The sequence below is a fragment of the Pseudomonas koreensis genome (assembly GCF_012986595.1).
Taxonomy (GTDB): domain Bacteria; phylum Pseudomonadota; class Gammaproteobacteria; order Pseudomonadales; family Pseudomonadaceae; genus Aquipseudomonas; species Aquipseudomonas koreensis.
The window spans coordinates 54578-76442 of record NZ_JAAQYM010000008.1; the positions used below are offsets into that span (position 1 = coordinate 54578).

Sequence of the window (21865 nt, forward strand, 5' to 3'; positions counted from 1 at the left end):
GTCAGGTTTCCGCCATGCATCCCGCAGCCGAACATTCGCCGCTGGGCAAGTCCAGCGAATACATCGCCACGTACACGCCGTCCCTGTTGTTCCCGATCCCGCGCACCGCGAAGTGGGCTGAACTGGGACTGACCGCCGATTCCCTGCCGTATAAAGGTGTGGATTTCTGGAACTGCTTCGAGTTGTCGTGGCTGCTGCCGTCGGGCAAGCCGGTGGTGGCGATCGGTGAATTCAGCATTCCGGCCGATTCGCCGAACATCATCGAATCCAAGTCGTTCAAGCTGTACCTGAACTCGCTGAACCAGACGCCGTTTGCCGACGTCGCCAGCCTGGAAGCGACGCTGGTCAAGGATTTGTCTGCCGCTGCCGGCAAACCGGTCGGCGTGCGGGTGCGCAGCCTGAAGGACGTCGAAGCCGAAGGCGTCGTGGCTTTGCCGGGCGTGTGCATTGACGACCTGGACATCAGCGTCAGCAACTATGAGCATCCGCGTCCGGAACTGCTGCGCTGCGATGACTCGAAGATTGTCGAAGAAAGCGTGCACAGTCATCTGCTCAAATCCAACTGCCCGGTGACCAGTCAGCCGGACTGGGGCAGCGTGGTGGTGGAATATCGCGGCGCGGCACTGGATCACGCCAGCCTGCTGGAATACATCGTCAGCTTCCGCCAGCATTCGGACTTCCATGAGCAGTGTGTGGAGCGGATTTTCCTTGATCTGCAGCGTCTGCTGAAGCCAGAAAAGCTGACCGTATTTGCACGTTACGTGCGTCGTGGCGGGCTGGATATCAATCCGTATCGCAGCACCGAAAGCGTACAACTGCCTAACCACCGGCTGGTGCGCCAATAAAAATCCACAATGTGCGATATCCAATGTGGGAGCGAGCCTGCTCGCGAATGCACTGTGTCATTCAAGAGTGATGTCGACTGACACGACGCTTTCGCGAGCAGGCTCACTCCTACAAAGGGACTGCGTTTCAAATCGCGGCCATGAAAAAGCCCTGCCAGTGATGGCAGGGCTTTTTGCATTTCAGCGCAGGGCGGTCAGATGCCCATGCTGCCCAGCGCATTGACGATATTGCGCAGGGTACCGGCAATGGCCGGGTGTTCGAGTTCGAAGCGATCAACCGCCAGGTTCACGCCATCGGCGATGCTGGCGTCCTGCGTGGCGCTCTCCAGTTTGATTTCCGATTCGATCTGCGCCATCAGCGCATGCAGATCTTCACGCTCGGCTTCGGACAGCGGCGGATTCTGCTCCAGTTGCTCGCGCAGGGTGTCGAGTTGTTTTTGCAGTTCTTGGGCGGGCATGGTGTGGTTCCTTTTATCAAGAGGCACTGGCATTGACCGCAGCCGCGCGCCAAAGGTCTATGGCTGACCTTTAGATTAATCCACTCTGCTGCAACCTGCATGATCCCGGTCAGGGCTTTTCGCCTTTGAGACGGCGCAGGCTGATGTCGGCCAGGCAGGTGTCGAGTTCGCCCAGATGATCGATCACCGAGTGCACGCCCAGCCCGAACAACTGCATGGTGGCCTTGCCGCGTCGTTGTTCGCGTTCCTTCTGACTCAGGGCTTGCCACTCGCTCGGCGACAGCCCGCACAGCGAGCCGCAGGACGCCAGACCAATGGTCCACAGCCCGGCATTGAGGCCCGATTGCAGCAGGCGCGGCTCACCGCTGACCAGCACGCAGCCGTCCAGACGGCTGACGTTCAAGGCCATCAGCGCTTGCCAGCAGGCATTGGGTGCGGGCCATGGATTGATTGTTGCTGAATATTGCGTCGGTTTGATCCACGCCGGCAGCACGGCCGCCAGCGGTTGCGCAAGGGCAGGGGGCAGCTCGTCGATCCAGGCGCACGGAATCTGCTGGCGCTGCAGCCTGTGCAAGCTGTCGAGGGCGCCGGGGGTGGCGTCGGTGTGCTCGGGCAGCACGTTGGCGTGTTGAGGGGCACGGGCGCCGAAATCCACCAGACAACCACTGAGTCCGAACAGCACGGCGGTCAGCCCGGGTGCGGTGACAGGCAAGGCTTCAGCGTGGGTCATGGCAACGTCCCTGAAATAGTCATGAGGCTAGGGGACGCCGGTGACAGTTGGATGACAGGCGTGTGAAAAGGGGCGCCGGGAAACGTCCTGCACGACTCTTCACGGGTAGACTGCCCAAAATGGCTTTTGCGCTTATACTAGCGCTCTTAACGCCTGGGCCGACGGTGCCCGCGCCAGTAAAAATCCAAGGAGCTTTTCTATGCGCTGGAGCAATCCTCTCGCTCAGCTATGTGTATGTGCCGGCGTTTTGCTGGTTTCGTTCGCCGCTAACGCCGCGACGGAAGAAGACCCTTGGGAAAGCGTCAACCGCCCGATCTTCCAGTTCAACGACTTCGTCGACACCTACGCGCTCAAGCCGCTGGCCCAGGGCTATGAATACGTGACGCCGCAGTTCCTCGAAGACGGCATCCACAATATGTTCCGCAACGTTGGTGACGTTACCAACCTGGCGAACAACATTCTGCAGGCCAAACCTGCGGCAGCCGGTGTCGACACCGCGCGGATCATCTTCAACACCACCTTCGGTCTGCTGGGTTTCTTCGACGTCGGCACCAAAATGGGCCTTAATCGCAGCGACGAAGACTTCGGTCAGACCCTCGGCTACTGGGGCGTCGGCAGCGGCCCGTACGTGATGCTGCCGTTGCTCGGCCCAAGCACCCTGCGTGATGCGCCGTCGAAGTATGTCGACAGCTACACGGGCCCGTACCGCTACATCAACGATATCCCGGTGCGTAACTCGACGTTCGGCCTGAACATCGTCGACACCCGCGCCAGCCTGTTGTCGAGCGAGAAGCTGATCAGCGGCGACAAGTACACCTTCATCCGCAACGCCTACCTGCAGAACCGCGAGTTCAAGGTCAAGGACGGTAAGGTCGTAGACGATTTTTAATGTCGACCCGCAATGAAGAAGGCGGCCCTTGAGGCCGCCTTTTTTGTGTGCGCTTATTTCATCTTCAGAATGGTCAGGCCGAGTTTCTGGCTTTCGTTGTCCTGGGCCTTGACCCAGACCACTTCAGTCTCGGCTTCCAGTCCGCTCAGCGCTGCATGCTCGGAATCGATGCGCACGCTCAACCGGTCACCCACCGCGAACTGACGTGGCGCTTCGACCTGCATGCCACTGCTGGAGAGGTCGATGCACACGCCCGACACCTCGTCCCCTTCATGAATCAACACGACATCGGCATCGACTCGCATACGGATGAAATCGCGCTTTTCGCTGTAGTCCCGACCGGTTTGACTCATGGCTTCGACCTTCCATTGGGTTACGGTTTGAGCTGTTCTTATAACTCTCGGTGATTTGACAAGTAAAGTCGTCAAGCGACCATCGGCGCATGCTTGAAACGCCCCGCGGATGGGAGTACCGTCTGCGCCTTAGAAGGGCACCTCTGGTGCAGTCGCGTTCCGGGCCAATGCTCGAAAGCGGTGCAGCAGAGAGGCTAGAAAGCGAATCCAGTAGTCTGAGCCGGGCCAATGCCCCGCCTGCTACGCCAACCTAATTCTGGCGCCGTTTGCCCACATGCCAAAAACCAGTGCCACGCTGCTGATAATCGATGATGACGAAGTAGTGCGCGCGAGCCTCGCGGCCTATTTGGAAGACAGTGGTTTCAGCGTCCTGCAGGCCAGCAACGGCCAACAGGGTCTTCAGGTATTCGAGCAAGACAAGCCCGACTTGGTCATCTGCGATCTGCGCATGCCGCAGATGGGCGGTCTCGAACTCATCCGTCAGGTCACCGAACGCTCACCGCAAACGCCGATGATCGTCGTTTCGGGTGCCGGCGTGATGAACGACGCGGTCGAGGCGCTGCGCCTGGGTGCGGCGGACTACCTGATCAAGCCTCTCGAAGACCTGGCCGTGCTCGAGCACTCCGTGCGCCGTGCGCTGGATCGTGCGCGTCTGCTGCTGGAGAACCAGCGCTACCGCGAGAAGCTGGAGAAGGCCAACCGCGAGCTCGAAGCCAGCCTGAACCTGCTCCAGGAAGACCAGAACGCCGGTCGCCAGGTGCAGATGAACATGCTGCCGGAAAGCCCGTGGCGCGTGGACGAGTTCCAGTTTGCTCACCAGATCATCCCGTCGCTGTACCTGTCGGGTGATTTTGTCGACTATTTCCGGGTCGACGAGCGCCGTGTGGCGTTCTACCTGGCCGACGTATCGGGCCATGGCGCGTCTTCCGCGTTCGTCACCGTGTTGCTGAAGTTCATGACCACGCGCTTGCTGTTCGAGTCCAAGCGCAACGGCACCTTGCCGGAATTCAAGCCTTCGGAAGTTCTTGGTCATATCAACCGGGGGCTGATCAGTTGTAAGCTGGGCAAACACGTCACAATGGTCGGTGGAGTCATCGACGAGGAGACCGGTTTGTTGACCTATAGCATCGGCGGCCATCTGCCGTTGCCTGTGTTGTACACGCCTGACAGTGTTCGTTACCTCGAAGGCCGCGGTTTGCCGGTGGGCCTTTTCAACGAGGCCACCTACGAAGATCACGTGCTTGAGCTGCCTCCGACATTCAGCCTGACGCTGATGTCCGACGGCATTCTGGATCTGTTGCCAGAACCTACGCTCAAGGAAAAAGAAGCCGCTTTGCCCCAACGGGTGAAGTCGGCGGGCGGCAGCCTGGATGGTCTGCGGCAAGTGTTTGGATTGGCCACGCTAGGGGAGATGCCGGATGATATCGCCCTGTTGGTGTTGAGCAGGAACCTTCAATGAGTACCGGTAGAATCCAGTTCGCCGAGCAGGACGGCACCTTCGTCCTGAAGTTCGTCGGTGAAGTTCGCCTGACCCTGTGTTCGGCGTTGGATGCGACTATTGAGAAAATCTTCACCGCGTTGAATTTCAACGCGATCGTGATCGATTTGACCGAAACCCGTAGCATCGACAGCACCACGTTGGGCCTACTGGCCAAGCTGTCGATCCTGTCGCGGCAAAAGGTCGGCCTGCTGCCGACCGTCGTCACCACCCACGAAGACATCACGCGTCTGCTGCAGTCGATGGGCTTTGAGCAGGTGTTCAATATCGTCAACCACCCGGTGCCGTGCCCGGAGTGCCTGGACGACCTGCCGGATCAGGACCAGTCCGAAGAAGTGGTGCGGATCAAGGTGCTGGAAGCGCACAAGATCCTCATGGGGCTGAATGACTCGAATCGTGAAGCCTTCCACGACCTGGTGAATGCCCTCGAAAGGCATTGATGGCCCTGTGGCAAGGGAGCAAGCTCCCTTGCCACAGCTGATCATCTGATTCAATTCATCACCTGCCACACTTGGCTGTTACCGAGCAGCACAAAAAAGGGCGAACCCAACCGGGTTCGCCCTTTTTGCATTCCTGCGACTCAGATCACAGCTTGGCCTGCAGCAGCGCCTCGAGCTTTTCCTGGTCACGGGCAAACTGACGGATGCCCTCGGCCAGTTTCTCGGTGGCCATCGCATCTTCGTTGGACAACCAGCGGAACTGCGCTTCGTTCAGGCTCAGGCGCGCTTCGCCGGCGTGGCCCGGGGCGAGTTTGCGCTCCAGTTTGCCAGTGTCTGCTGCCAGCTTGTCGATCAGGTCCGGGCTGATGGTCAGGCGGTCGCAGCCGGCCAGTTGCTCGATCTGGCTCAGGTTGCGGAAGCTGGCGCCCATGACCACGGTCTTGTAGTCATTGGCCTTGTAGTAGTTGTAGATGCGGGTGACCGACTGTACACCCGGATCATCGGCGCCAATGTAGTCGTTGCCGTTGGCCTTCTTGTACCAGTCGTAGATGCGGCCCACGAAAGGCGAGATCAGGAACACCCCGGCGTCAGCGCAAGCGGCGGCCTGAGCGAAGGAGAACAGCAGGGTCAGGTTGGTCTGGATGCCTTCTTTCTCGAGAGTCTCGGCAGCGCGGATGCCTTCCCAGGTCGAAGCGATCTTGATCAGCACGCGGTCACGGCCGACGCCGGCCTTGTCGTACAGCTCGATCAGGCGGTGTGCACGCTTGAGCACGGCGTCCTGGTCGAACGACAGGCGCGCATCCACTTCGGTGGAGATACGGCCCGGGATCACTTTGAGGATTTCCTGGCCGACCGCGACGCCGAAGCGGTCGCTGGCCAGGCCCACGTCGCCCTTGCAGTCGCTGACGCAGGCGTTCAGCAGTTCGGCGTAGGCCGGAATGGCTGCGGCTTTAAGCAGCAGGGAAGGGTTGGTAGTGGCGTCGACCGGCTTGACCCGGGCGATCGCTTCGAAGTCGCCGGTGTCGGCAACCACGGTGGTCATCTGTTTGAGTTGTTCCAGTTTGGAAGTCATGTATGTGCTCTGTCCTGTGGGTTTGACGACATTACCCGAGCGCTGACAGTCACTCAAGGGTATCCGGGCGTATCGGAGGCCCCGCTGGCAACAACCTGAGAATGGTTGCTTGATGGGCGGGGCGCGGTATCGATGAATACGATGCCAAAATCGGCCGCAGGTTCAAAGCAACTGACGGCCAACGCCCCTTAAGCTGATTATTGGAGTTATTGCTGGCTCAACTGAGTCCTCACCGCCGTTTGCGCCGGTTTCGGCTGGCCGTCGGAGGTCAGCAGGCCGAAATTCTTCTCGCGGTCATTGCTGCCTGTGTCGCTGTTTTTCCATTCGTAGATCGAGGTCAGCGCAATGTTGCGGGTTTTGATATCGGCGACGAACGCGCTGATTTTACTGGCCTGGCCCTCGGTCCCGCCGTTGGAGGCGAGTGCCGAGATGCCCCATTCGCTGATCACCCCCGGCAGATGGAAATTCTGCTGGATGAACGCCTGGGCATTGCTGATCTGCGTGCCGGTCATGCCATAGGGATGGTAGGAGATCGCGCTGAGGCATTTGGGGTATTCGCTGACGATTCGGTTGAGCGCCACCGTGGACGCCGAGCCGGCGGTGGGTGGCCGGGCGAAGCCAAAGCCGATCACCGGGATGGTTTGGGGCTTGTCCTGCAACGTCTTGCACGCGGCGCTCATGAACGGCACGAACGTCGTGTCGAAATTCCCGGTCGGCCAGTAGGTTTCCAGGTCCGGCTCATTCCACAACTCGATCGCCACCAGTCGCGAGCCGTAGGTCGCTGCCAGGCTGGTCAGCGCATTGGCATACGCGACGCCCGCGTTCGGCAGGTCATTGGCCGGTAGCGGCTTGGTCGCGCGCAGGGTCATCAGCACCGGCAGGCCGGCGGCACGGGCCACGGCGAAGGCGTCGCTGATCTGCTTCTGGTAGGCGGCGCTGGCCAGGCTGTCCGTCCAAACGCCAAAGCGCACGAAACTGAAGCCGGTGGCTTTGACATGCTCGGCGTCGGCAGCGGAGAAGGTCTGGACTTTGACCTGAACACCGATGGTTTTATTGGCCGGCAATGCCGGAAACAGTTCATTGGCCTGACTCTGGCTGGTTGCCGCGAGCAGGAACAGGGTCAGGGCGCTCAGGCTTTTGAGATGGGCTGATTTCATGTCGGTTCTCCGGGTGAGAAGTGACAACGGCGAAAAAGTATCTCGAGATAACTGATTCGAAACTAACAATGGCACTAAGTGCGCCAATGTTATTTTTTGTCAGGAAAACAAAGCCTGAAAATCACAGTTATTTTTGGTCCGGTAATTCTGTTTGGGCGACTTTTAGTGCTGTGGTACTTAATACGCTGGTGTTAACAGGGCGAATCTATTTCTGAGTGCAGGATGATCTAGTGGGTTCATTAAGATCCGCTCTAGATGTTGGCAGTTTGATATTACACAGGAAAGTAAACCTTGTTCAGAAAGATCCTTGTCGTGTGCGTTGGCAATATTTGCCGAAGTCCGACAGCAGAACTTCTGCTGCGCAACGCGCTGACCCCCTCAACCATCTCGGTGACCTCCGCAGGCCTCGCGGCGCGGGTGGGCGAAGGCATAGAAGCGTCGGCGCGCCAGGTGCTTGAAGATCGCGGTCACAGCGCCGAGGGTTTCGCCGCGCGGCAATTGACCGCCGATCTCGTCAATGAGTCGGACCTGATTCTGGTCATGGAAAAACAACACGTGAATCAGGTGCTGAAGATTGCCGCGCACGCCAGAGGCAAAGTGTTTCTTCTGGGCAAGTGGCAGAGCGAACGCGAAATACAGGATCCGTATCGTCAAGGTAAGGCCGCTTTTATTCATGCCCATGCATTGATTGAAGATGCTGTTAGCTCGTGGGCGCAGCGCCTCGGACATTGATGAATATTCTTCAGATCAGTGAATGGTAAGAACAGACTTATGCAGTTACCGTCAGTAATCGCCAAGCGCGATAACGATCAAGACAGTATTGATCTTCTCGGCATATTTGGCAGTTTGATCGACCAGAAGTGGCTGATCGGTGCATTCACCGGTGCCTTCATGGCCGCCGGCGTGGCCTATGCGGTATTGGCGACGCCGGTGTACCTGGCGAACGCGCTGGTGCAGGTCGAACCGAAAAAGAACGACATGCTCGGCTTTTCCGACCTCAGCAGCATGCTCGGCGGCCAATCGCCGTCGGTGACCGAGATCGGCATCATCAAGTCCCGCGCGGTGATCGGCAAAACCGTTGACGACCTGCGCCTGGACATCGACGTCACCCCCAACACGTTCCCGGTGATTGGCGGTTTTCTCGCCCGGCGTTATCGCGGCGAAAGTGATTTCAGCGTGGCGCCGCCGCGTTTTGGTTTCAACAGCTACGCCTGGGGCGGCGAGCGTCTGGAGTTCACCCGGCTCAACCTGCCCAAGGAATTGTTGGGCAAGAAACTCACCCTGGTGGCAGGCGAGCAACAGCGCTTCCAGTTGCTCGATGACAACGACAATCTGCTGGTCGAGGGCGTCGCCGGCGAAGCCTTTTCGCAGGACGGCGTCGAGGGTTTGATCGAGCGCCTGCAAGCCAACCCCGGCACCCGATTTGAAGTGGTGCGCAATCCGCGGATCGTGACCATCCAGGGTTACCAGGATGCGCTGGATATTTCCGAGCAAGGCAAGGAATCAGGGATTATCCGTCTGGCGCTGGCCAGCGCCGACGCTGCCGAAGCGGTGAAGATCCTCAACAAGATCGCTGCTTTGTATGTGGATCAGAACGTACGCCGCACCTCGGCGGAAGCGGCGCAAAGCCTGGCGTTCCTGCAGAGCCAGTTGCCGCAGGTCAAGCGTGATCTGGCCAAGGCCAGCGACGCGCTCAACGCCTACCAAACCCACGGCAAGACCGTGAATATCTCCCTGGAAACCCAGTCGGTGCTCGGCCAGTCCGTCGCCCTCGAAACACGGATTTCCGAGCTGAAAATGCAGCAGGCGGAACTCGATCGCAAATTCACCAAGCAGCATCCGGCGTATCGCGCGCTGATGTCGCAGATTGGCGAATTGACCCAGCAACAGAAGGCGCTGGAAGGCAAGGTCGGCGATCTGCCGGCCACCCAACAAGAGCTGCTCAACCTGACCCGCGATGTGGAAGTGGCTTCGCAGATCTACACGCAGTTGCTGAACAAGTCCCAGGAGCTGGACATTGTCCGCGCCGGTGCGGTGGGCAACGTGCGCTTGATCGACCCGGCGGATGTCGACCTGACCAGCCCGGTCAAACCGAAAAAAGCCCTGATCGTGCTGATCGCCACCTTCCTCGGCGCCTTTCTCGGCGTGGCGCTGGTGCTGCTGCGCAAGTCCCTGAGCCGAGGCCTGGAAGGGCCGGAAGCCATTGAACAGCTCGGCCTGCCGGTGTACGCCTCGATTCCCTACAGCGCCTTGCAGCGCGAAGAGGACACCAAAAAGGGGAGGGCCAAAATCAGCGCAGAGACGCCGGCCTATCTGCTGGCCCTGCGCAATCCGACCGACCTGTCCATCGAGTCGATTCGCAGCCTTCGCACCTGCCTGCATTTCGCCGCGCTGGACTCGACCAACAACCGGATCATGATCTCCGGCCCCAGCCCGCAGGTCGGCAAGACGTTCGTCTCCTCCAACCTCGCGGCGGTCATGGCGCAAAGCGGCCAGCGCGTGTTGCTGATCGATGCCGACATGCGCAAGGGCCACCTGCACAAGACGCTCAACGTGCCGATCGCCAATGGTCTGTCGGACCTGCTGGTCAAGCGCTGCAGCATCGAGCAGGCGGTCAACACGGTGGAAATCGACAACCTGCACTTCATCAGCCGAGGGCAGGTGCCGCCTAATCCTTCCGAGCTGTTGATGCACGCCAACTTCCGCGATCTGCTCGCCGAACTCAGTCAGCGCTACGACGTGGTGATCATCGATACGCCGCCGCTGCTGGCGGTGACCGATGCGGCGATTGTCGGGCGTGAAGCCGGCATCAGCCTGATTGTCACCCGTTTTGCGGTGAACCCGGCCAAAGAGATTGAAATGACCATTCGCCGCTTCGCCCAGAACGGCATCGAGCTCAAGGGCGCGGTGTTCAACGGCGTCGAGAAGCGCGCCGCCAGCTATTACGGCAATGGCAGCTACGGCTATTACAACTACGAATACGCGTCGGACAAATCCTGAGGTTCAGGGGCGTTCCAACAGGCATGAAAGTGGGTGGGTTGTGAAAAAAATACTGCACGTGGCTGAAACGATAAAAGGTGGGGTCGCCACCGTGATCCGCACCATCTCGGCTTCTCCCGACGACCACGACTCGAATTATGAGTTGGTCTATCTGGTGCCGCTCGACCAGAAAAAAGAGCTGCACGGTATCGATGAACGACAGATTCGCACGTTCGAACGCAGCGGCCGCGATGTGCGCTCACTGCTGCGGTTTGCCTGGCAGTTGACCCGGGTGATGCTCAAGGAAAAACCCGATGTGGTGCATTTGCACAGCACTTTTTCCGGGGTCATCGGCCGGGTGGTCTGCGTGCTGCTGCGGCCGTGGCGCAAGCCGAAAATCGTCTACTGCCCGCATGCGTTTTCGTTCCTGATGGAAAGCTCGCCGACCAAGCAAAAGCTCTATGCGTGGATCGAGCGGGTCCTGCAGCGGGTCACCGACGTGATCATCTGCGTCAGCCGTTACGAGATGGATAGGGCCGCGCGGTTCGGCATTCAGCGCAAGCGCATGAAGCTGATCTACAACGGCATCCATCAGCGTGACGAAGTGCCGAAGGCCAAGGGGCCCGAGCCGATTCATCTGCTGTTCGTCGGCCGTCTCGATTACCAGAAAGGCTTCGACGTATTGCTCAAGGCCTTCGCCAAAGTGCAGCGCAGCGACCTGAAGCTGACGGTGGTCGGCAGCGCGGTCAATGAGGACACGGTCGAGTGCCCGGAGATGGACGCCGTCGAGTATCTGCCGTGGGTTACGCCGGCCGAAGTGCACGCGCTGTATCAACAGGCCGACGCCTTGATCGTCCCCAGTCGCTGGGAGGGCTTCGCCATGGTGCCGCTCGAAGGCATGGCCATGGGCTTGCCAGTGATTGCCAGCAATTGCACGTCGCTGCCCGAACTGGTCACCCATGAAGTGTCCGGCTACGTGTTCCCCACCGGTGACCACCAGGCGCTGGCCGATGTGCTGGCGCGAATCCAGAAGCCACGGTTGCTCGACCTCGGCAGCGAAGGCCGGAACATCGTGCGCGAACGCTTCAGCGCCGCACGGATGATTCGCCAGACCTACGACGTGTATTGCGCCCCCACCTATTAAGTAGAACTCAGCTTATGAACGTAACGATTTTGCATGGCTACAGTGCGTCCAACTCCGGTGACGGTCTGCTCGTCGATCTGGCCATTGCGCTGGTGCAGCGCAACTTTGGCGAAGACACCTCGATCAACGTCGTGGCGTCCGACCCGCAGTCTTTCGCCTACTTGCCGCACCCGCGTTTCGACGCGCCGGTGATGGCGGCCAAGGGCCTGGGGCGGTTCAAGCAGGCGGTGTTCCTCAACCAGTCGTATGCGGGGCTGGCCGATCTGTTGAAAAAAACCGATCTGATCGTCGGCGTCGGTGGCGGCTACATGCGCTCGAAAAGTGCCTTCGAACACATCAAGCTGAAACTCGGTCACGCCAAGCAACTGGAGACGGCGATTCTCAGCAAGGTGCCGTCGGTGTATCTGCCGCAAAGCATCGGGCCGTTTCATGGCGAGAGCCGCAAGATCGTCGAGCACTACGCCAGTGCCGACGCGGTGTTTGTGCGCGATAACCGTTCTTCGGCGATGTTCGATGCCTGCGCAAACGTCTACCGCGCGCCGGACCTGGCGGTGCAGTCGCTGGCCAGCAAGATCCTTCAACAACCCAAGTTCACCCGCTGCGCGGCATCGCCGGCCACCGTGTGCGTGGTGCTGCGCAAGCCGCCGGAGTGGAGCAAGGACAAGAAAGTCGCCTACGTCGCCAACCTGAAGCTGCTGCTGCAGCGCCTGAAGAACAAAAGCAAAGTGGTGTGCGCGGTGCAGAGTGCCGTGCGTGGCAACGATGACGGGGCGTTCTATCGCGAACTGGGCATCACCGAAGAGCTGCTGTCGTTGAAGGCGACGATTGCCCATTATCAGCCGGACCTGGTGATCTCGGTGCGCCTGCACGGCGCCATCGAATCGCTGCTGTCCGGTGTCCCGGCGTACCACATCAGCTATGAGCGCAAGGGCTTTGGCGCCTATCAGGACATGGGCGTGGAAGACTGGGTGATCAACGGTGGCGACATCAATGTCGACACCATCATCGACACCGTTTACGCGCCGAACGCACTGTCGAATTTCGGCAAGCGCCTGACCGACACCTGCCGCGAAATCGAGGCAAAAACCGTGGCGATGGACGAGATCATCAAAGGGATCGTTCGATGATATTTCGCCTGCTGCTGCGCGGCGGAGCGTTAGGCGCGAAGTTTCTCCTGGTGTTGGCCATCACCCATTACCTGGGCTACGAAGCGTTGGGGTTTTACGGGGTGGTGGTCGCGGCTTCGCTGATCGCTTCGAAGTTTTACAGCGTCGGTTTCAGTTCCGAGATCAACCGGCTGATCAGTGTTGGCGGCAGCTCGCGGCGGGTGGTCGACAAAGTCCTGCTGCTGTACCTGGCGGTGGGGCTGCTGCTGTCGCTGGTGACGGTGGGGGTTTACTCGCTGTTCCAGCAGGTCGAGGCGAGCACCGCGCTGATTCTCTGCGTGACGCTGGTGCTGCTCACCGAACACTTGTCGTTCGAGATCAACTCCTTCGTGTTTTCCGCGCAGAAAGCCACGGCGGGCGCGTTGCTGTTTTTCATCAAGACCGGTTTGTGGGCGCTGCTGGCAGTGGGCGGGATGATGCTCGACTGGGTGTCCGGCATCGCCAGCGTGCTGTGGCTGTGGGTGGCCGCCAACGTGTTGGTGATCATCGCCGGTTACCTGATCGTGGTGAACGTGCACAAGGGCCGGATCAGCGAAGCACTGACCACCGCGACCGTGTGGAAAGCCGGGTTGCCGTTCTATTTCGGCACGGGGTTGATCGCGCTGAGTCAGTACGCCGAGCGCTTCCTGATTGCCGACCTCGAACCCTACGCCAGCCTCGGTAAATACGTGTACGCGTGGTCGGCGGCGAACACTCTGCAGGCGCTGTCCTACGCGGTGGTGGCGGTGGTCGGCATTCCGGTGCTGGCCAAGCGGTTTCAGGCGGATCAGCAGGCGTTCACCGTCCGGCACTTGTTCGTCAACAAATGGGTGATGCGTTCGCTGCTGGTGTCGGCGGCGGTGGCGGTGCTGATTTTCCTGTTCTTCAACGTGGTGCTCGATTACGTCGCCAGCAGCGTGCCGCGTCCGGATAACGCGATCCTCGGCGTGCTGATTTTTTCCTTTGCCCTGCGGGCCATCGGCGACATCGTCTGGGGCGGTCTGATTGCCTCGAAAAACAGTCGAGTGTCATTCGCCAGCGCGGCGATCTGCCTGGCGGTGTCGGTGCCGGTCAGCTATGTGCTGATCAAGCACTATTCGATTTATGGCGCGGCGTGGGGCAATGTCTTTGCGATCGTCGTGCAGCTCGCTGTGATTGCGCTGTTGACCCGGGCGACCCGTGTCAAAGGGGCGCTGGCATGGGGTTGAAGTTGCCGTGCATCGAGTTTCGCGGGCGCAAACTCGATTCGTCGCTGTCGTTCCTGATTCTGTTCACCGGGCTGTTTCTGTCGGTGGCGATGCCGCTGTTGATCCCGCGCGCGCCAGGCCCGGATGCGATGACGTTGTGGTCGTCCTATGCGCGCGCCGACAACTGCAATTTCTGGAACCCGTTCTCGCCGGACCGTTCCTCCTACGAGTGTTCGGCGTTCCTGCTGCGGCCCACCGGGATCAACCTGACCAACGCCTGGGCCTACGGAATGTTCTGCAATTTCTTCCTCACGGCGATTCCGGTGGTGGTGTTCCGGCGCATGCCGCTGGCGATCTTCGGCACCCTGTGCCTGTGGGGTGTGGTGCGTTCGTTCTTTCTGGAAAACCTGACCAAGGAAATCATCGTGTCGGTGGCGGTGTTGAGCATTTTGCTCAGCTCGCTGACACGCAAATACCGTGGCGGGTTTTTCCTGTCGGCGGTGATCTATGGCGTGCTGATCCGGCCTTACTGGATTCTGTTTTCGCTGTCCTGGGTCGGCGTCTGCATGATGAAAAAGTACGTCTCGCGCTTCACCTTCTTCCTGATGCTGTTCCTGTTTTACCTGGCAGTGGCCATGGCGATCCAGGTGGCGCTGGGCTTCCCGGTGTCGTCGATCCGCGCGAGCAATAACGAGTTGCGCACGGCGGGCGAGGAGGGCTCCAAGTCGCTGATCGTCTCGTGGCTCAGTGGCAGTGACTTTGTCTCGCAGGCGCTGGACTCGATGATCATCTTCTTCCGGCTGTCGTTCCCGGTGGAGCTGATTCTGTTGTCGGGGCCGGGGCAGGTGATCTTCGTTGCGCTGATGATCATGACCGCGCTGCTGTTGTTCAAAGTCATCACCTCCACCGATTACAAAGGCGCGCCGATCGAAACCAAACCCAAGGAACTGATCGCGATTCCGCTGGCGTTTCTGCTGGTTCAGGGCTTGTTCGAACCGGACTTCGGCTCCTTCGCCCGGCACTTTTCCATGGTGGTGCCGGTGCTGTTTGTCGGCCTGGGCCTGATGTTGCGCGCGAACAAACCGGTGCGGGTTGAATCAAGAGTTCTGAATTGAGGCGGGTGCTGTATGTCGAGCAAGAAAAAGTCCCTGGAGATCGAAACCCTGCGCGGCCTGGCGTGCCTGCTGCTGGTGCTCTATCACGTTATCGGCCCGCTGGGCGGGGGGCTGAAAATCGATCTCGGCTCGCCGTTCCGGGTCATCGCCGACTCCATGGTGTACGTGCGCATGCCGCTGTTCACCTTCATTTCCGGCTACATCTATTCGATCTACAAAATCCGTGGCAATGACTTTCCCGCGTTCTTCAGCGGCAAGGTGCGGCGGCTGATTGTGCCGCTGTTTTGCGTCGGCGTGCCGTTTTCGGTGTTGCAGGCGGTAGGGCCGGGGGTGAACAAGGACGTCGGCGTGATCGATGCGCTGTTGGCGTTCTGGGTGCCGGTCAATCACTTCTGGTTCTTGCAGGCGGTGTTCATCATTTTCATGTTCGTCGGCCTGCTGGAATGGCGCGGGATGCTGCGCTCGATGACGCGCTTGTACTTGCTGTTCGCGTTCGCGGCGGCGGTGTTTCTGCTGCCACCGTTCAAGCTCGATGCGTTCGGCATCAATGGCGCGATTTACCTGCTGCCGTTTTTCGTGGTGGGGATGATCGGCCAGGAAAATGTCGAGGTGTTGAAGCAACGCTTCAAGGTGATCGGGCCGCTGCTGTTTGTGTTGATTTCGCTGACGCTGCTGTACGTGGCGGCGATTGATCGCGAGTTGATTGTCGATCGCCGCAGCCTGATCGGGTTGACCGTGGGGTGTGTGTCCTGCATCGCGTTGCTGTCGAGTGACATGCGCTCGAAGTGGCTGACCTGGCTGGGCGGCTACTCTTACGCGATCTTTCTGTTCCATGTGCTGTTCGCCGCGACGTCGCGCTTTGTCATGGGACGACTGGGGGTCAAAGACGAAAGCATTCTGGTGCTCAGCGGGGTGATGTTCGGCCTGTTGGGGCCGGTGGTGCTGTCGATGATTTTCAGTCGCTTCAATGTCACTTCGGTGCTGTTTTTGGGCGAGCGTGCGGCGAAGAAGAAACCGGCGGCGAACATTGTTCCGGTGGTACCGGCCAGTAGCTGAAAAGCTTCGCGAGCAGGCTCGCTCCCACAGGGTTCGGTGCTGAACACAGATTCAGCAGATGACCGCAATTTCTGTAGGAGTGAGCCTGCTCGCGATAGCGGTATGTCAGTCAAAGTTGCACCGTCTGAACCAACGACATCGCGAGCAGGCTCACTCCTACAATGGATTTGGTTCGTACTCCAGTCCCCTCAATCCAGAATGAAGGAAACAACGCATGTTGGCAGTGGATGACGCGCAACCCGTGGCAGCGTCGGTGGTTGAGGTGGGCGATGCCCGCGAGCGTTTTGCGCAGTGGCGTGAAGGCAAGGCCGGGAAGGTGCTGTCGGTCTCGGTGATCGGCGACAGCTACAGTGCCGGGCAGGATTTCTACCTGAACAAACTGGTGCAGCGTGTGGCCGGGGAGGTGGGTTTTGCCGGTCCCGGTTATGTCGGCTTCAACCATGGCGCAGCGCTGGGCGGTACGCATTTCAAATACACCCGCAGCAGCGACCAATATTTCGGCGGCGGCTGGCAGGTGTCCGGCCTCGGTCAGGCCAGCCCCGATAGTCGCACGGTGACCGGCAAACCCGGTGCGTGGCTGCAGATCGACGCCCATCCGACGCCGGCGATCAACACTGCCGTGACCCAGGCGAAATTGCTCTATCTGGGCAACGGCGAAGCCAGTGAACTGCGCTACCGCTGGACGCCCTCGCAAGACTGGAAACCGTTGAAACTCGAAGGTTCGGGCGTTCAGGAAGTGCCGCTGGCAGGTCTCTCTTCAGTAGCAGACTGGTCGTTCAAACTGGAAGTGCTGAAGGGCGCGCCGACGCTGTTTGGCCTGTGGATGAGCAACGATCAGAACGGCGTGCGCGTATCGAAACTGGCGGCATCGGGCGCGGCATCGGCGGACTTCTATCACCAGGATCGGCCATGGCGGGTGCAGTGGAAAGCGGCGGTGTCGAAGATCCCCGCCGACGTTTATCTGATCATGCTCGGCGGCAATGACCAGGGCTTCGGCGTCAAACCCGAACAGTATCTGCACAACGTTCAGGGCCTGGTGGCGATGATCCGCGAGATTCAACCGGCGGCGAGTATCAACCTGATCATGCGTCAGGACACCACGCGCTCCAGTGCCTATCCGATGTCGGCGTATGCGCAGGTGCTGCAGCCGTGGGCGCATGAACAGCATCTGGGTTACGCCAACCTGCAATGCGCCTTTGGCCCGGACGTCAAACGCTATGCGGCGGCGATGATCGGCCCGGACCAGATTCATCCAAAGCCGGCCACGGGCGGCAAGGTGATTGCTGATTATTTTTATCGCTGGATTGTCAGTGGCATCAACGCGGACAGTTGCGACACCACCAACCCCCTGTAGGAGCTGCCGAAGGCTGCGATCTTTTGATCTTGCTCTTAAAATCAAAAGATCGCAGCGTGCCGCAGCTCCTACAGGGGCCAGTGTGCTATTCGAATTGTTCGATCTGGCTCAGTAGCTCTTTGAGCTTTTGTGGCATCAACTGCGTCGCACACCGCGTCTCGACGTTGATGATGATCGCCGGCTCGTTGCAGCACAGGCGCACGCGGAAGCGCCAGTCGCTGAAGATCACTTTCAGGCCATCACGGTCGTCCATTTCCAGCGCCTGCTCGGCATAGCGTTGTTTCAGGTGGGCGAGCAGGGGATAGGGATCCGCCAGCGTCCGGCGAATGTCGCCGGACGAAGGAAACATGCCGATGCGCTCCACCAGCAGAATGCTGCCCAGCCACGCCTCGTTGGCGCTGGGCAACGGCTGATGGCGTGACAGCCGACTCACCGCTCCGAGGTTGCCCACCTCCCGTTCAATGTCCGCTGAATGTTGTGCCATGTTCATGCTGGTCTCCTGAATAGAGAAGTGGGCGAGGGACCGTCTCAGCGGCCCTTGAGGTACACGTTGTCGTAGCAGAAATTGGTCGCCTGCAAGTAACCCTCGGCATCGCCGCAGTCGAAGCGCAGGCCCTTGAACTTGTAGGCCAGCACGCAGCCGTTCTGCGCCTGTTTCATCAGCGCGTCGGTGATCTGGATCTCGCCGCCCTTGCCCGGCTGGGTGTCGGCGATCAGGTCGAAAATGTCCGGGGTGAGGATGTAGCGGCCGATGATCGCCAGGTTCGATGGCGCGTCTTGCGGCGCCGGTTTTTCCACCATGTGATTGACCCGGTAGATGCCGTCGGAGATCAACTCGCCGGCAATCACCCCGTACTTGTGGGTCTGGTCGGCCGGGACTTCCTGGATGGCAACGATCGAGCAGCGGAATTTCTTGTACAGCTGAATCATCTGCGAGAGCACGCCGTCACCTTCCAGGTTCAGGCACAGGTCATCGGCCAGCACCACGGCGAAGGGTTCGTCGCCGATCAGCGGACGGCCGCTGAGAATCGCGTGACCCAGGCCTTTCATTTCCACCTGGCGGGTGTAGGAGAAGGTGCAGGTGTCGATCAATTCGCGGGTGCCGGCGAGGAATTTCTCTTTCTCGGTGCCGCGGATCTGGTGTTCGAGTTCGTAGCTGATGTCGAAGTGGTCTTCCAGCGCACGCTTGCCCCGACCGGTGACGATGGCCATGTGTTGCAGGCCGGCGTCCCGTGCTTCTTCGACGGCGTATTCGATCAACGGCTTGTTGACGATCGGCAGCATTTCTTTCGGCATGGCTTTGGTGGCCGGCAAGAAACGCGTGCCGTAACCGGCGGCGGGGAACAAACATTTACGAATCATAAAAGTATCCTGAACAGTCATGGAACACAGCCAACGGGTGCGCGCACTCACGCAGGTGTGCAAGTTTCAATGAATATTGAAGGACTGCTTTAATACCTGAGTCGAGTAGTTAATGGCAATTAGCAAGCGCGGTAAAACATGACAATGTTATGAGATGTCGGTAACAGCGTTATTAGTTATTTTTAGTCGGTATCTGTTGATAGTGATGTGTGTACTTGGAGTGCTAATAAGTACCAGGCAATACAGTTTGACCTGCATAAATATTTATTGCCAGTGGTTGAACTAATTTTGTTTGAGGCTGTTGTCGTCCTTGTTTGTGTGGTGCGCCACAGAATCAATAAAAGGGACTTGACACGCTACTGGTTACTTATCCAATGACGGACCGCGCTATGAAGATTCTGGTAACGGGTGGCGCCGGCTATATCGGCTCGCACACCACACTTGCGCTGCTTGAAGCAGGTTATGAAGTTGTTGTACTGGATAATCTTTGCAACAGCAGCGATGCGGCCCTGCACGCGATAGAAGGTATTTGCGGCAAAAGCGCGCTGATGATTCGCGGCGATGTCTGCGACCGCGCCTTGCTGGACCGGATTTTCCGCGAGCACGCCATCGACGCCGTGCTGCATTTTGCCGGGCTTAAAGCCGTCGGCGAGAGCGTGCGCAAACCGCTGGATTATTACGAGAATAACGTCGGCGGCAGCATCACGCTGTGCCAGGCGATGGCTGCGGCCGGGGTGTTCCGCCTGGTGTTCAGCTCGTCGGCCACGGTGTATGGCGAGCCTGAGCAGATGCCGATCCGCGAGGATTTCCCCACGGGCATTCCGACCAACCCTTATGGCCAATCCAAGCTGATCGTCGAGAACGTGCTGCGCGACCTGAGCCAGGCCGAGCCGCGCTGGAGCATTGCCTTGCTGCGCTACTTCAACCCGATCGGCGCGCATCACAGCGGGCACATGGGCGAAGACCCCAACGGCATTCCCAACAACCTGCTGCCTTATATCAGCCAGGTGGCGGTCGGCAGCTTGCAGGAGCTGTCGATCTTCGGTGATGACTACCCGACGATCGACGGCACCGGCGTGCGCGATTACATCCACGTCGTCGACCTCGCGGACGGTCACCTCAAGGCGTTGCAGGCGATTGCTGGACGCCCGGGCATCCACACCTGGAACCTCGGCACCGGCGACGGTTACAGCGTGATGCAAGTGTTGCAGGCCTTCGAACAAGCCTGCGGGCGCGCGGTGCCGTACCGGGTCATGCCGCGTCGTAGCGGCGACATTGCCGAGAGCTGGGCCGACGCCTCGAAAGCGGCGAAAGAACTGGGTTGGAAAGCCACGCGCAATTTGCAGGACATGGTCACTGATACTTGGCGCTGGCAATCGAACCATCCGCGCGGTTATCTCGAATGATGTCGTTCTAATACTGAATGTTAGTTTCGGTCAGCTGTTAGATATCGTCGGGAAAATACGCTGGAAATGCCTTTTGCAAGTCCGTAGATATAAACCTGCCGTTCGACTTTTATCAGTTGGGTAAGACTGTGAAAGAACGACGGATCTTGTTCGCGGTTTTTGCGGACTTGAACGCTACCACCGCTAACACAGGCCGGTTTTTAACAGGCCGAATGTTAGAAAGGAGTTGATATGAAAAAAGTGATGGCGATTGCCCTGTTGACGATGTTGAGCAACTGGGCGTCCGCCGCTGAAGCGCCGCTTACTGCGGTGACCAATGTATCTGGCAGTGTCGCGGCTTCTACAGCGCCTGCTGCCAGTACGGCAATGGTTGCCAGTGCAGTTGCGGCGTCCAACAGCGGCGGAAGTGCCAACGGCGGTACCACGGGCACCACCGGTACTACCGGCACCACCGGCACGCACAACTAACAGGAACATTTGTTAGTGCAGTACAGGGTCGCCCGACGCAAGTCGGGTGACTTTATTTTTAGATTTGCCTTGAATAGCGTAGTGCCATTATGACTCGTAGTTTTTCTCTTTTGCTGTTGGCAAGTATCGCTTTGCAAGGTTGCATGTTTTCCCCCGGCCAGTACCTGAGCACCGGTGACATCACGCGCCAGGGCGCCAGTGAAAGCAGTCGGGTCGAGCTGATCCCGATCACGCCCAAGCTGATCTCGATGACGCGCGCCACGCAAAAGCGTGAAACGGTGCCGGCGGAATTGTTGGCCACGCCTGCCGAATATCGCATCGGCAGCAACGATGTCTTGTACATCACGGTCTGGGATCACCCGGAGCTGACCGCGCCATCGGGGGCACAACAGCAGATCGACGCCAACGGTCGTCTGGTGCGCTCCGATGGCACGCTGTACTACCCGTTCATCAAGGAAGTGCAGGCGGCCGGCAAAACCATCCAGCAACTGCGCTCGGACATCGAAACGCGCCTGTCGGCGTTCATCGCCGAGCCGCAGGTGGACGTCGCGGTGCTGCGTTTTGCCAGTCAGAAAGTGGTGGTCTCGGGGGCCGTGGCCAAGGCCGGTCCGCAGCCGATTTCCACCAACCCGCTGAGCGTGGTCGAAGCCCTCGGCTCGGCCGGCATCGACACCAATAATGCCGACTTGTCCGGCCTGCTGCTGACCCGCAATGGCCGGGTGTATCCGCTCAATCTCGATTCGCTCAACCAGCAGGATTCCGAGCTGCAGCATGTCTACCTCAAGGGTGGCGACCAGCTGTATCTGCCCTACAACGACAACAAGCGCATCTACGTCATGGGTGAGGTCAATCAGCCCCGTGCGCTGAGTTTCAAGACCGCGACCATGAACCTGTCGGATGTGCTCGGTTCGGTCGGCGGCTTGAGCCAGACCACCTCCAACGGCAACGCGGTGTACGTGATTCGCGGGGTGGAAAACCTCGATGTCGAGCCAGCGAAGATCTACCAGCTGGAAGCCCAGTCGCCGACCGCCATGGCACTTGCTTCGCACTTTCAGGTACGCCCGCAGGATGTGGTGTATGTCGGCCCGGCCAACGTGACGCGCTGGAACCGCTTCATCAGCCAACTGGTGCCGTCGGCATCGATTGTCGGGACCGGGGCTTCCGCTGCGAAGAACTGGAGCGAATTCAGTAACAACAGCAAATAAGG

Annotated in this window: 22 protein-coding genes; 15 read left to right on the plus strand and 7 right to left on the minus strand. The window is 59.4% G+C overall.

Annotated elements, in window-relative coordinates; translation table 11 throughout:
* Positions 1–14 precede the first annotated feature (14 nt).
* Complete coding sequence (gene queF, locus HBN98_RS23490; protein ID WP_083368390.1) at positions 15–845, plus strand: NADPH-dependent 7-cyano-7-deazaguanine reductase QueF; 831 nt, start codon at positions 15–17, stop codon at positions 843–845.
* 194 nt (positions 846–1039) lie between these two features.
* Here the strand turns inward: queF and HBN98_RS23495 are convergent, their stop codons facing one another.
* Positions 1040–1303 carry a DUF4404 family protein gene (locus HBN98_RS23495; protein WP_083368391.1) on the minus strand — a complete coding sequence of 88 codons (264 nt, stop codon included), beginning with the start codon at positions 1301–1303 and terminating at the stop codon, positions 1040–1042.
* 109 nt (positions 1304–1412) lie between these two features.
* On the minus strand, positions 1413–2033 hold the full coding sequence (locus tag HBN98_RS23500) for an HAD superfamily inactivated hydrolase PcrP (RefSeq protein ID WP_064588414.1): 621 nt from the start codon (positions 2031–2033) through the stop codon (positions 1413–1415).
* A gap of 199 nt (positions 2034–2232) precedes the next feature.
* Here HBN98_RS23500 and HBN98_RS23505 point away from each other — a divergent pair, with 199 nt between their 5' ends.
* Positions 2233–2922 (plus strand): MlaA family lipoprotein, encoded by a 690-nt coding sequence (locus tag HBN98_RS23505; RefSeq protein ID WP_064588413.1) that lies wholly within the window; start codon positions 2233–2235, stop codon positions 2920–2922.
* A 53-nt stretch (positions 2923–2975) separates the two neighbouring features.
* Here the strand turns inward: HBN98_RS23505 and HBN98_RS23510 are convergent, their stop codons facing one another.
* The gene (locus HBN98_RS23510) at positions 2976–3275 is read right to left on the minus strand and encodes a PilZ domain-containing protein (protein WP_064588412.1); all 300 of its coding nucleotides are present in this window, start codon (positions 3273–3275) and stop codon (positions 2976–2978) included.
* Between the two features lie 274 nt (positions 3276–3549).
* On the opposite strand from HBN98_RS23510, the gene rssB reads away from it, so the two are divergent.
* Both rssB and rssC read left to right on the plus strand, forming a co-directional pair.
* Positions 3550–4734: a two-component system response regulator RssB gene (gene rssB, locus HBN98_RS23515; protein ID WP_083368392.1), complete on the plus strand. Its 1185-nt coding sequence runs from the start codon at positions 3550–3552 to the stop codon at positions 4732–4734.
* The gene (gene rssC / locus HBN98_RS23520) at positions 4731–5213 is read left to right on the plus strand and encodes an anti-sigma factor antagonist RssC (protein ID WP_003226553.1); all 483 of its coding nucleotides are present in this window, start codon (positions 4731–4733) and stop codon (positions 5211–5213) included. Before rssB ends, rssC begins: the two co-directional genes overlap by 4 nt.
* 145 nt (positions 5214–5358) lie before the next feature.
* Here rssC and tal read toward each other — a convergent pair whose 3' ends face one another.
* A complete protein-coding gene (gene tal, locus HBN98_RS23525; RefSeq protein WP_083368393.1) occupies positions 5359–6285 on the minus strand; it encodes a transaldolase in 927 nt (308 codons plus the stop codon).
* A 206-nt stretch (positions 6286–6491) separates the two neighbouring features.
* Positions 6492–7442 (minus strand): glycosyl hydrolase family 5, encoded by a 951-nt coding sequence (locus HBN98_RS23530; protein WP_083368394.1) that lies wholly within the window; start codon positions 7440–7442, stop codon positions 6492–6494.
* A 291-nt stretch (positions 7443–7733) separates the two neighbouring features.
* Here HBN98_RS23530 and HBN98_RS23535 point away from each other — a divergent pair, with 291 nt between their 5' ends.
* From HBN98_RS23535 to HBN98_RS23570, 8 genes are all read left to right on the plus strand, one after another.
* The gene (locus tag HBN98_RS23535; protein ID WP_083368395.1) at positions 7734–8174 is read left to right on the plus strand and encodes a low molecular weight protein-tyrosine-phosphatase; all 441 of its coding nucleotides are present in this window, start codon (positions 7734–7736) and stop codon (positions 8172–8174) included.
* A 39-nt stretch (positions 8175–8213) separates the two neighbouring features.
* Positions 8214–10442 carry a polysaccharide biosynthesis tyrosine autokinase gene (locus HBN98_RS23540; protein WP_083368396.1) on the plus strand — a complete coding sequence of 743 codons (2229 nt, stop codon included), beginning with the start codon at positions 8214–8216 and terminating at the stop codon, positions 10440–10442.
* Between the two features lie 40 nt (positions 10443–10482).
* Positions 10483–11565, plus strand: coding sequence for a glycosyltransferase (locus HBN98_RS23545; protein WP_083368397.1), 1083 nt, complete (start codon positions 10483–10485; stop codon positions 11563–11565).
* A gap of 14 nt (positions 11566–11579) precedes the next feature.
* Positions 11580–12692, plus strand: coding sequence for a polysaccharide pyruvyl transferase family protein (locus HBN98_RS23550; RefSeq protein ID WP_083368398.1), 1113 nt, complete (start codon positions 11580–11582; stop codon positions 12690–12692).
* The gene (locus tag HBN98_RS23555) at positions 12689–13918 is read left to right on the plus strand and encodes an MATE family efflux transporter (RefSeq protein WP_083368399.1); all 1230 of its coding nucleotides are present in this window, start codon (positions 12689–12691) and stop codon (positions 13916–13918) included. Before HBN98_RS23550 ends, HBN98_RS23555 begins: the two co-directional genes overlap by 4 nt.
* The gene (locus tag HBN98_RS23560; protein ID WP_064588401.1) at positions 13909–15012 is read left to right on the plus strand and encodes a hypothetical protein; all 1104 of its coding nucleotides are present in this window, start codon (positions 13909–13911) and stop codon (positions 15010–15012) included. Before HBN98_RS23555 ends, HBN98_RS23560 begins: the two co-directional genes overlap by 10 nt.
* Positions 15013–15024: 12 nt before the next feature.
* Entirely contained in the window at positions 15025–16068 is a 1044-nt protein-coding gene (locus tag HBN98_RS23565; protein ID WP_083368400.1) for an acyltransferase family protein, read from the plus strand.
* 214 nt (positions 16069–16282) lie between these two features.
* A complete protein-coding gene (locus HBN98_RS23570; RefSeq protein ID WP_083368401.1) occupies positions 16283–17422 on the plus strand; it encodes an SGNH/GDSL hydrolase family protein in 1140 nt (379 codons plus the stop codon).
* An 85-nt stretch (positions 17423–17507) separates the two neighbouring features.
* Here the strand turns inward: HBN98_RS23570 and HBN98_RS23575 are convergent, their stop codons facing one another.
* Together HBN98_RS23575 and galU are read right to left on the minus strand one after the other, a co-directional pair.
* Complete coding sequence (locus tag HBN98_RS23575) at positions 17508–17912, minus strand: phosphohexomutase domain-containing protein (RefSeq protein WP_083368402.1); 405 nt, start codon at positions 17910–17912, stop codon at positions 17508–17510.
* 38 nt (positions 17913–17950) lie between these two features.
* Complete coding sequence (galU, locus tag HBN98_RS23580) at positions 17951–18784, minus strand: UTP--glucose-1-phosphate uridylyltransferase GalU (RefSeq protein WP_064588397.1); 834 nt, start codon at positions 18782–18784, stop codon at positions 17951–17953.
* A gap of 389 nt (positions 18785–19173) precedes the next feature.
* Between galU and galE the strand changes: the two genes are divergently transcribed.
* The 3 genes from galE (at position 19174) to HBN98_RS23595 (ending at position 21863) form a co-directional block, all read left to right on the plus strand.
* The gene (gene galE, locus HBN98_RS23585) at positions 19174–20190 is read left to right on the plus strand and encodes a UDP-glucose 4-epimerase GalE (protein ID WP_083368403.1); all 1017 of its coding nucleotides are present in this window, start codon (positions 19174–19176) and stop codon (positions 20188–20190) included.
* A 231-nt stretch (positions 20191–20421) separates the two neighbouring features.
* Positions 20422–20658, plus strand: coding sequence for a hypothetical protein (locus tag HBN98_RS23590; RefSeq protein WP_003226528.1), 237 nt, complete (start codon positions 20422–20424; stop codon positions 20656–20658).
* An 89-nt stretch (positions 20659–20747) separates the two neighbouring features.
* Positions 20748–21863: a polysaccharide biosynthesis/export family protein gene (locus HBN98_RS23595; protein WP_173667101.1), complete on the plus strand. Its 1116-nt coding sequence runs from the start codon at positions 20748–20750 to the stop codon at positions 21861–21863.
* Positions 21864–21865 lie beyond the last annotated feature (2 nt).

Bases quoted from the DNA above. Each gene is read 5' to 3' on its own strand.
- HBN98_RS23505 (WP_064588413.1), top strand. From the start codon at position 2,233: ATGCGCTGGAGCAATCCTCTCGCTCAGCTATGTGTATGTGCCGGCGTT.
- galE (WP_083368403.1), top strand. From the start codon at position 19,174: ATGAAGATTCTGGTAACGGGTGGCGCCGGCTATATCGGCTCGCACACC.
- queF (WP_083368390.1), top strand. From the start codon at position 15: ATGCATCCCGCAGCCGAACATTCGCCGCTGGGCAAGTCCAGCGAATAC.
- rssC (WP_003226553.1), top strand. From the start codon at position 4,731: ATGAGTACCGGTAGAATCCAGTTCGCCGAGCAGGACGGCACCTTCGTC.
- HBN98_RS23570 (WP_083368401.1), top strand. From the start codon at position 16,283: ATGTTGGCAGTGGATGACGCGCAACCCGTGGCAGCGTCGGTGGTTGAG.
- tal (WP_083368393.1), bottom strand. From the start codon at position 6,285: ATGACTTCCAAACTGGAACAACTCAAACAGATGACCACCGTGGTTGCC.
- HBN98_RS23510 (WP_064588412.1), bottom strand. From the start codon at position 3,275: ATGAGTCAAACCGGTCGGGACTACAGCGAAAAGCGCGATTTCATCCGT.
- HBN98_RS23500 (WP_064588414.1), bottom strand. From the start codon at position 2,033: ATGACCCACGCTGAAGCCTTGCCTGTCACCGCACCCGGGCTGACCGCC.
- rssB (WP_083368392.1), top strand. From the start codon at position 3,550: ATGCCAAAAACCAGTGCCACGCTGCTGATAATCGATGATGACGAAGTA.
- HBN98_RS23540 (WP_083368396.1), top strand. From the start codon at position 8,214: ATGCAGTTACCGTCAGTAATCGCCAAGCGCGATAACGATCAAGACAGT.
- galU (WP_064588397.1), bottom strand. From the start codon at position 18,784: ATGATTCGTAAATGTTTGTTCCCCGCCGCCGGTTACGGCACGCGTTTC.
- HBN98_RS23530 (WP_083368394.1), bottom strand. From the start codon at position 7,442: ATGAAATCAGCCCATCTCAAAAGCCTGAGCGCCCTGACCCTGTTCCTG.
- HBN98_RS23575 (WP_083368402.1), bottom strand. From the start codon at position 17,912: ATGAACATGGCACAACATTCAGCGGACATTGAACGGGAGGTGGGCAAC.
- HBN98_RS23555 (WP_083368399.1), top strand. From the start codon at position 12,689: ATGATATTTCGCCTGCTGCTGCGCGGCGGAGCGTTAGGCGCGAAGTTT.
- HBN98_RS23590 (WP_003226528.1), top strand. From the start codon at position 20,422: ATGAAAAAAGTGATGGCGATTGCCCTGTTGACGATGTTGAGCAACTGG.
- HBN98_RS23565 (WP_083368400.1), top strand. From the start codon at position 15,025: ATGTCGAGCAAGAAAAAGTCCCTGGAGATCGAAACCCTGCGCGGCCTG.
- HBN98_RS23560 (WP_064588401.1), top strand. From the start codon at position 13,909: ATGGGGTTGAAGTTGCCGTGCATCGAGTTTCGCGGGCGCAAACTCGAT.
- HBN98_RS23550 (WP_083368398.1), top strand. From the start codon at position 11,580: ATGAACGTAACGATTTTGCATGGCTACAGTGCGTCCAACTCCGGTGAC.
- HBN98_RS23595 (WP_173667101.1), top strand. From the start codon at position 20,748: ATGACTCGTAGTTTTTCTCTTTTGCTGTTGGCAAGTATCGCTTTGCAA.
- HBN98_RS23495 (WP_083368391.1), bottom strand. From the start codon at position 1,303: ATGCCCGCCCAAGAACTGCAAAAACAACTCGACACCCTGCGCGAGCAA.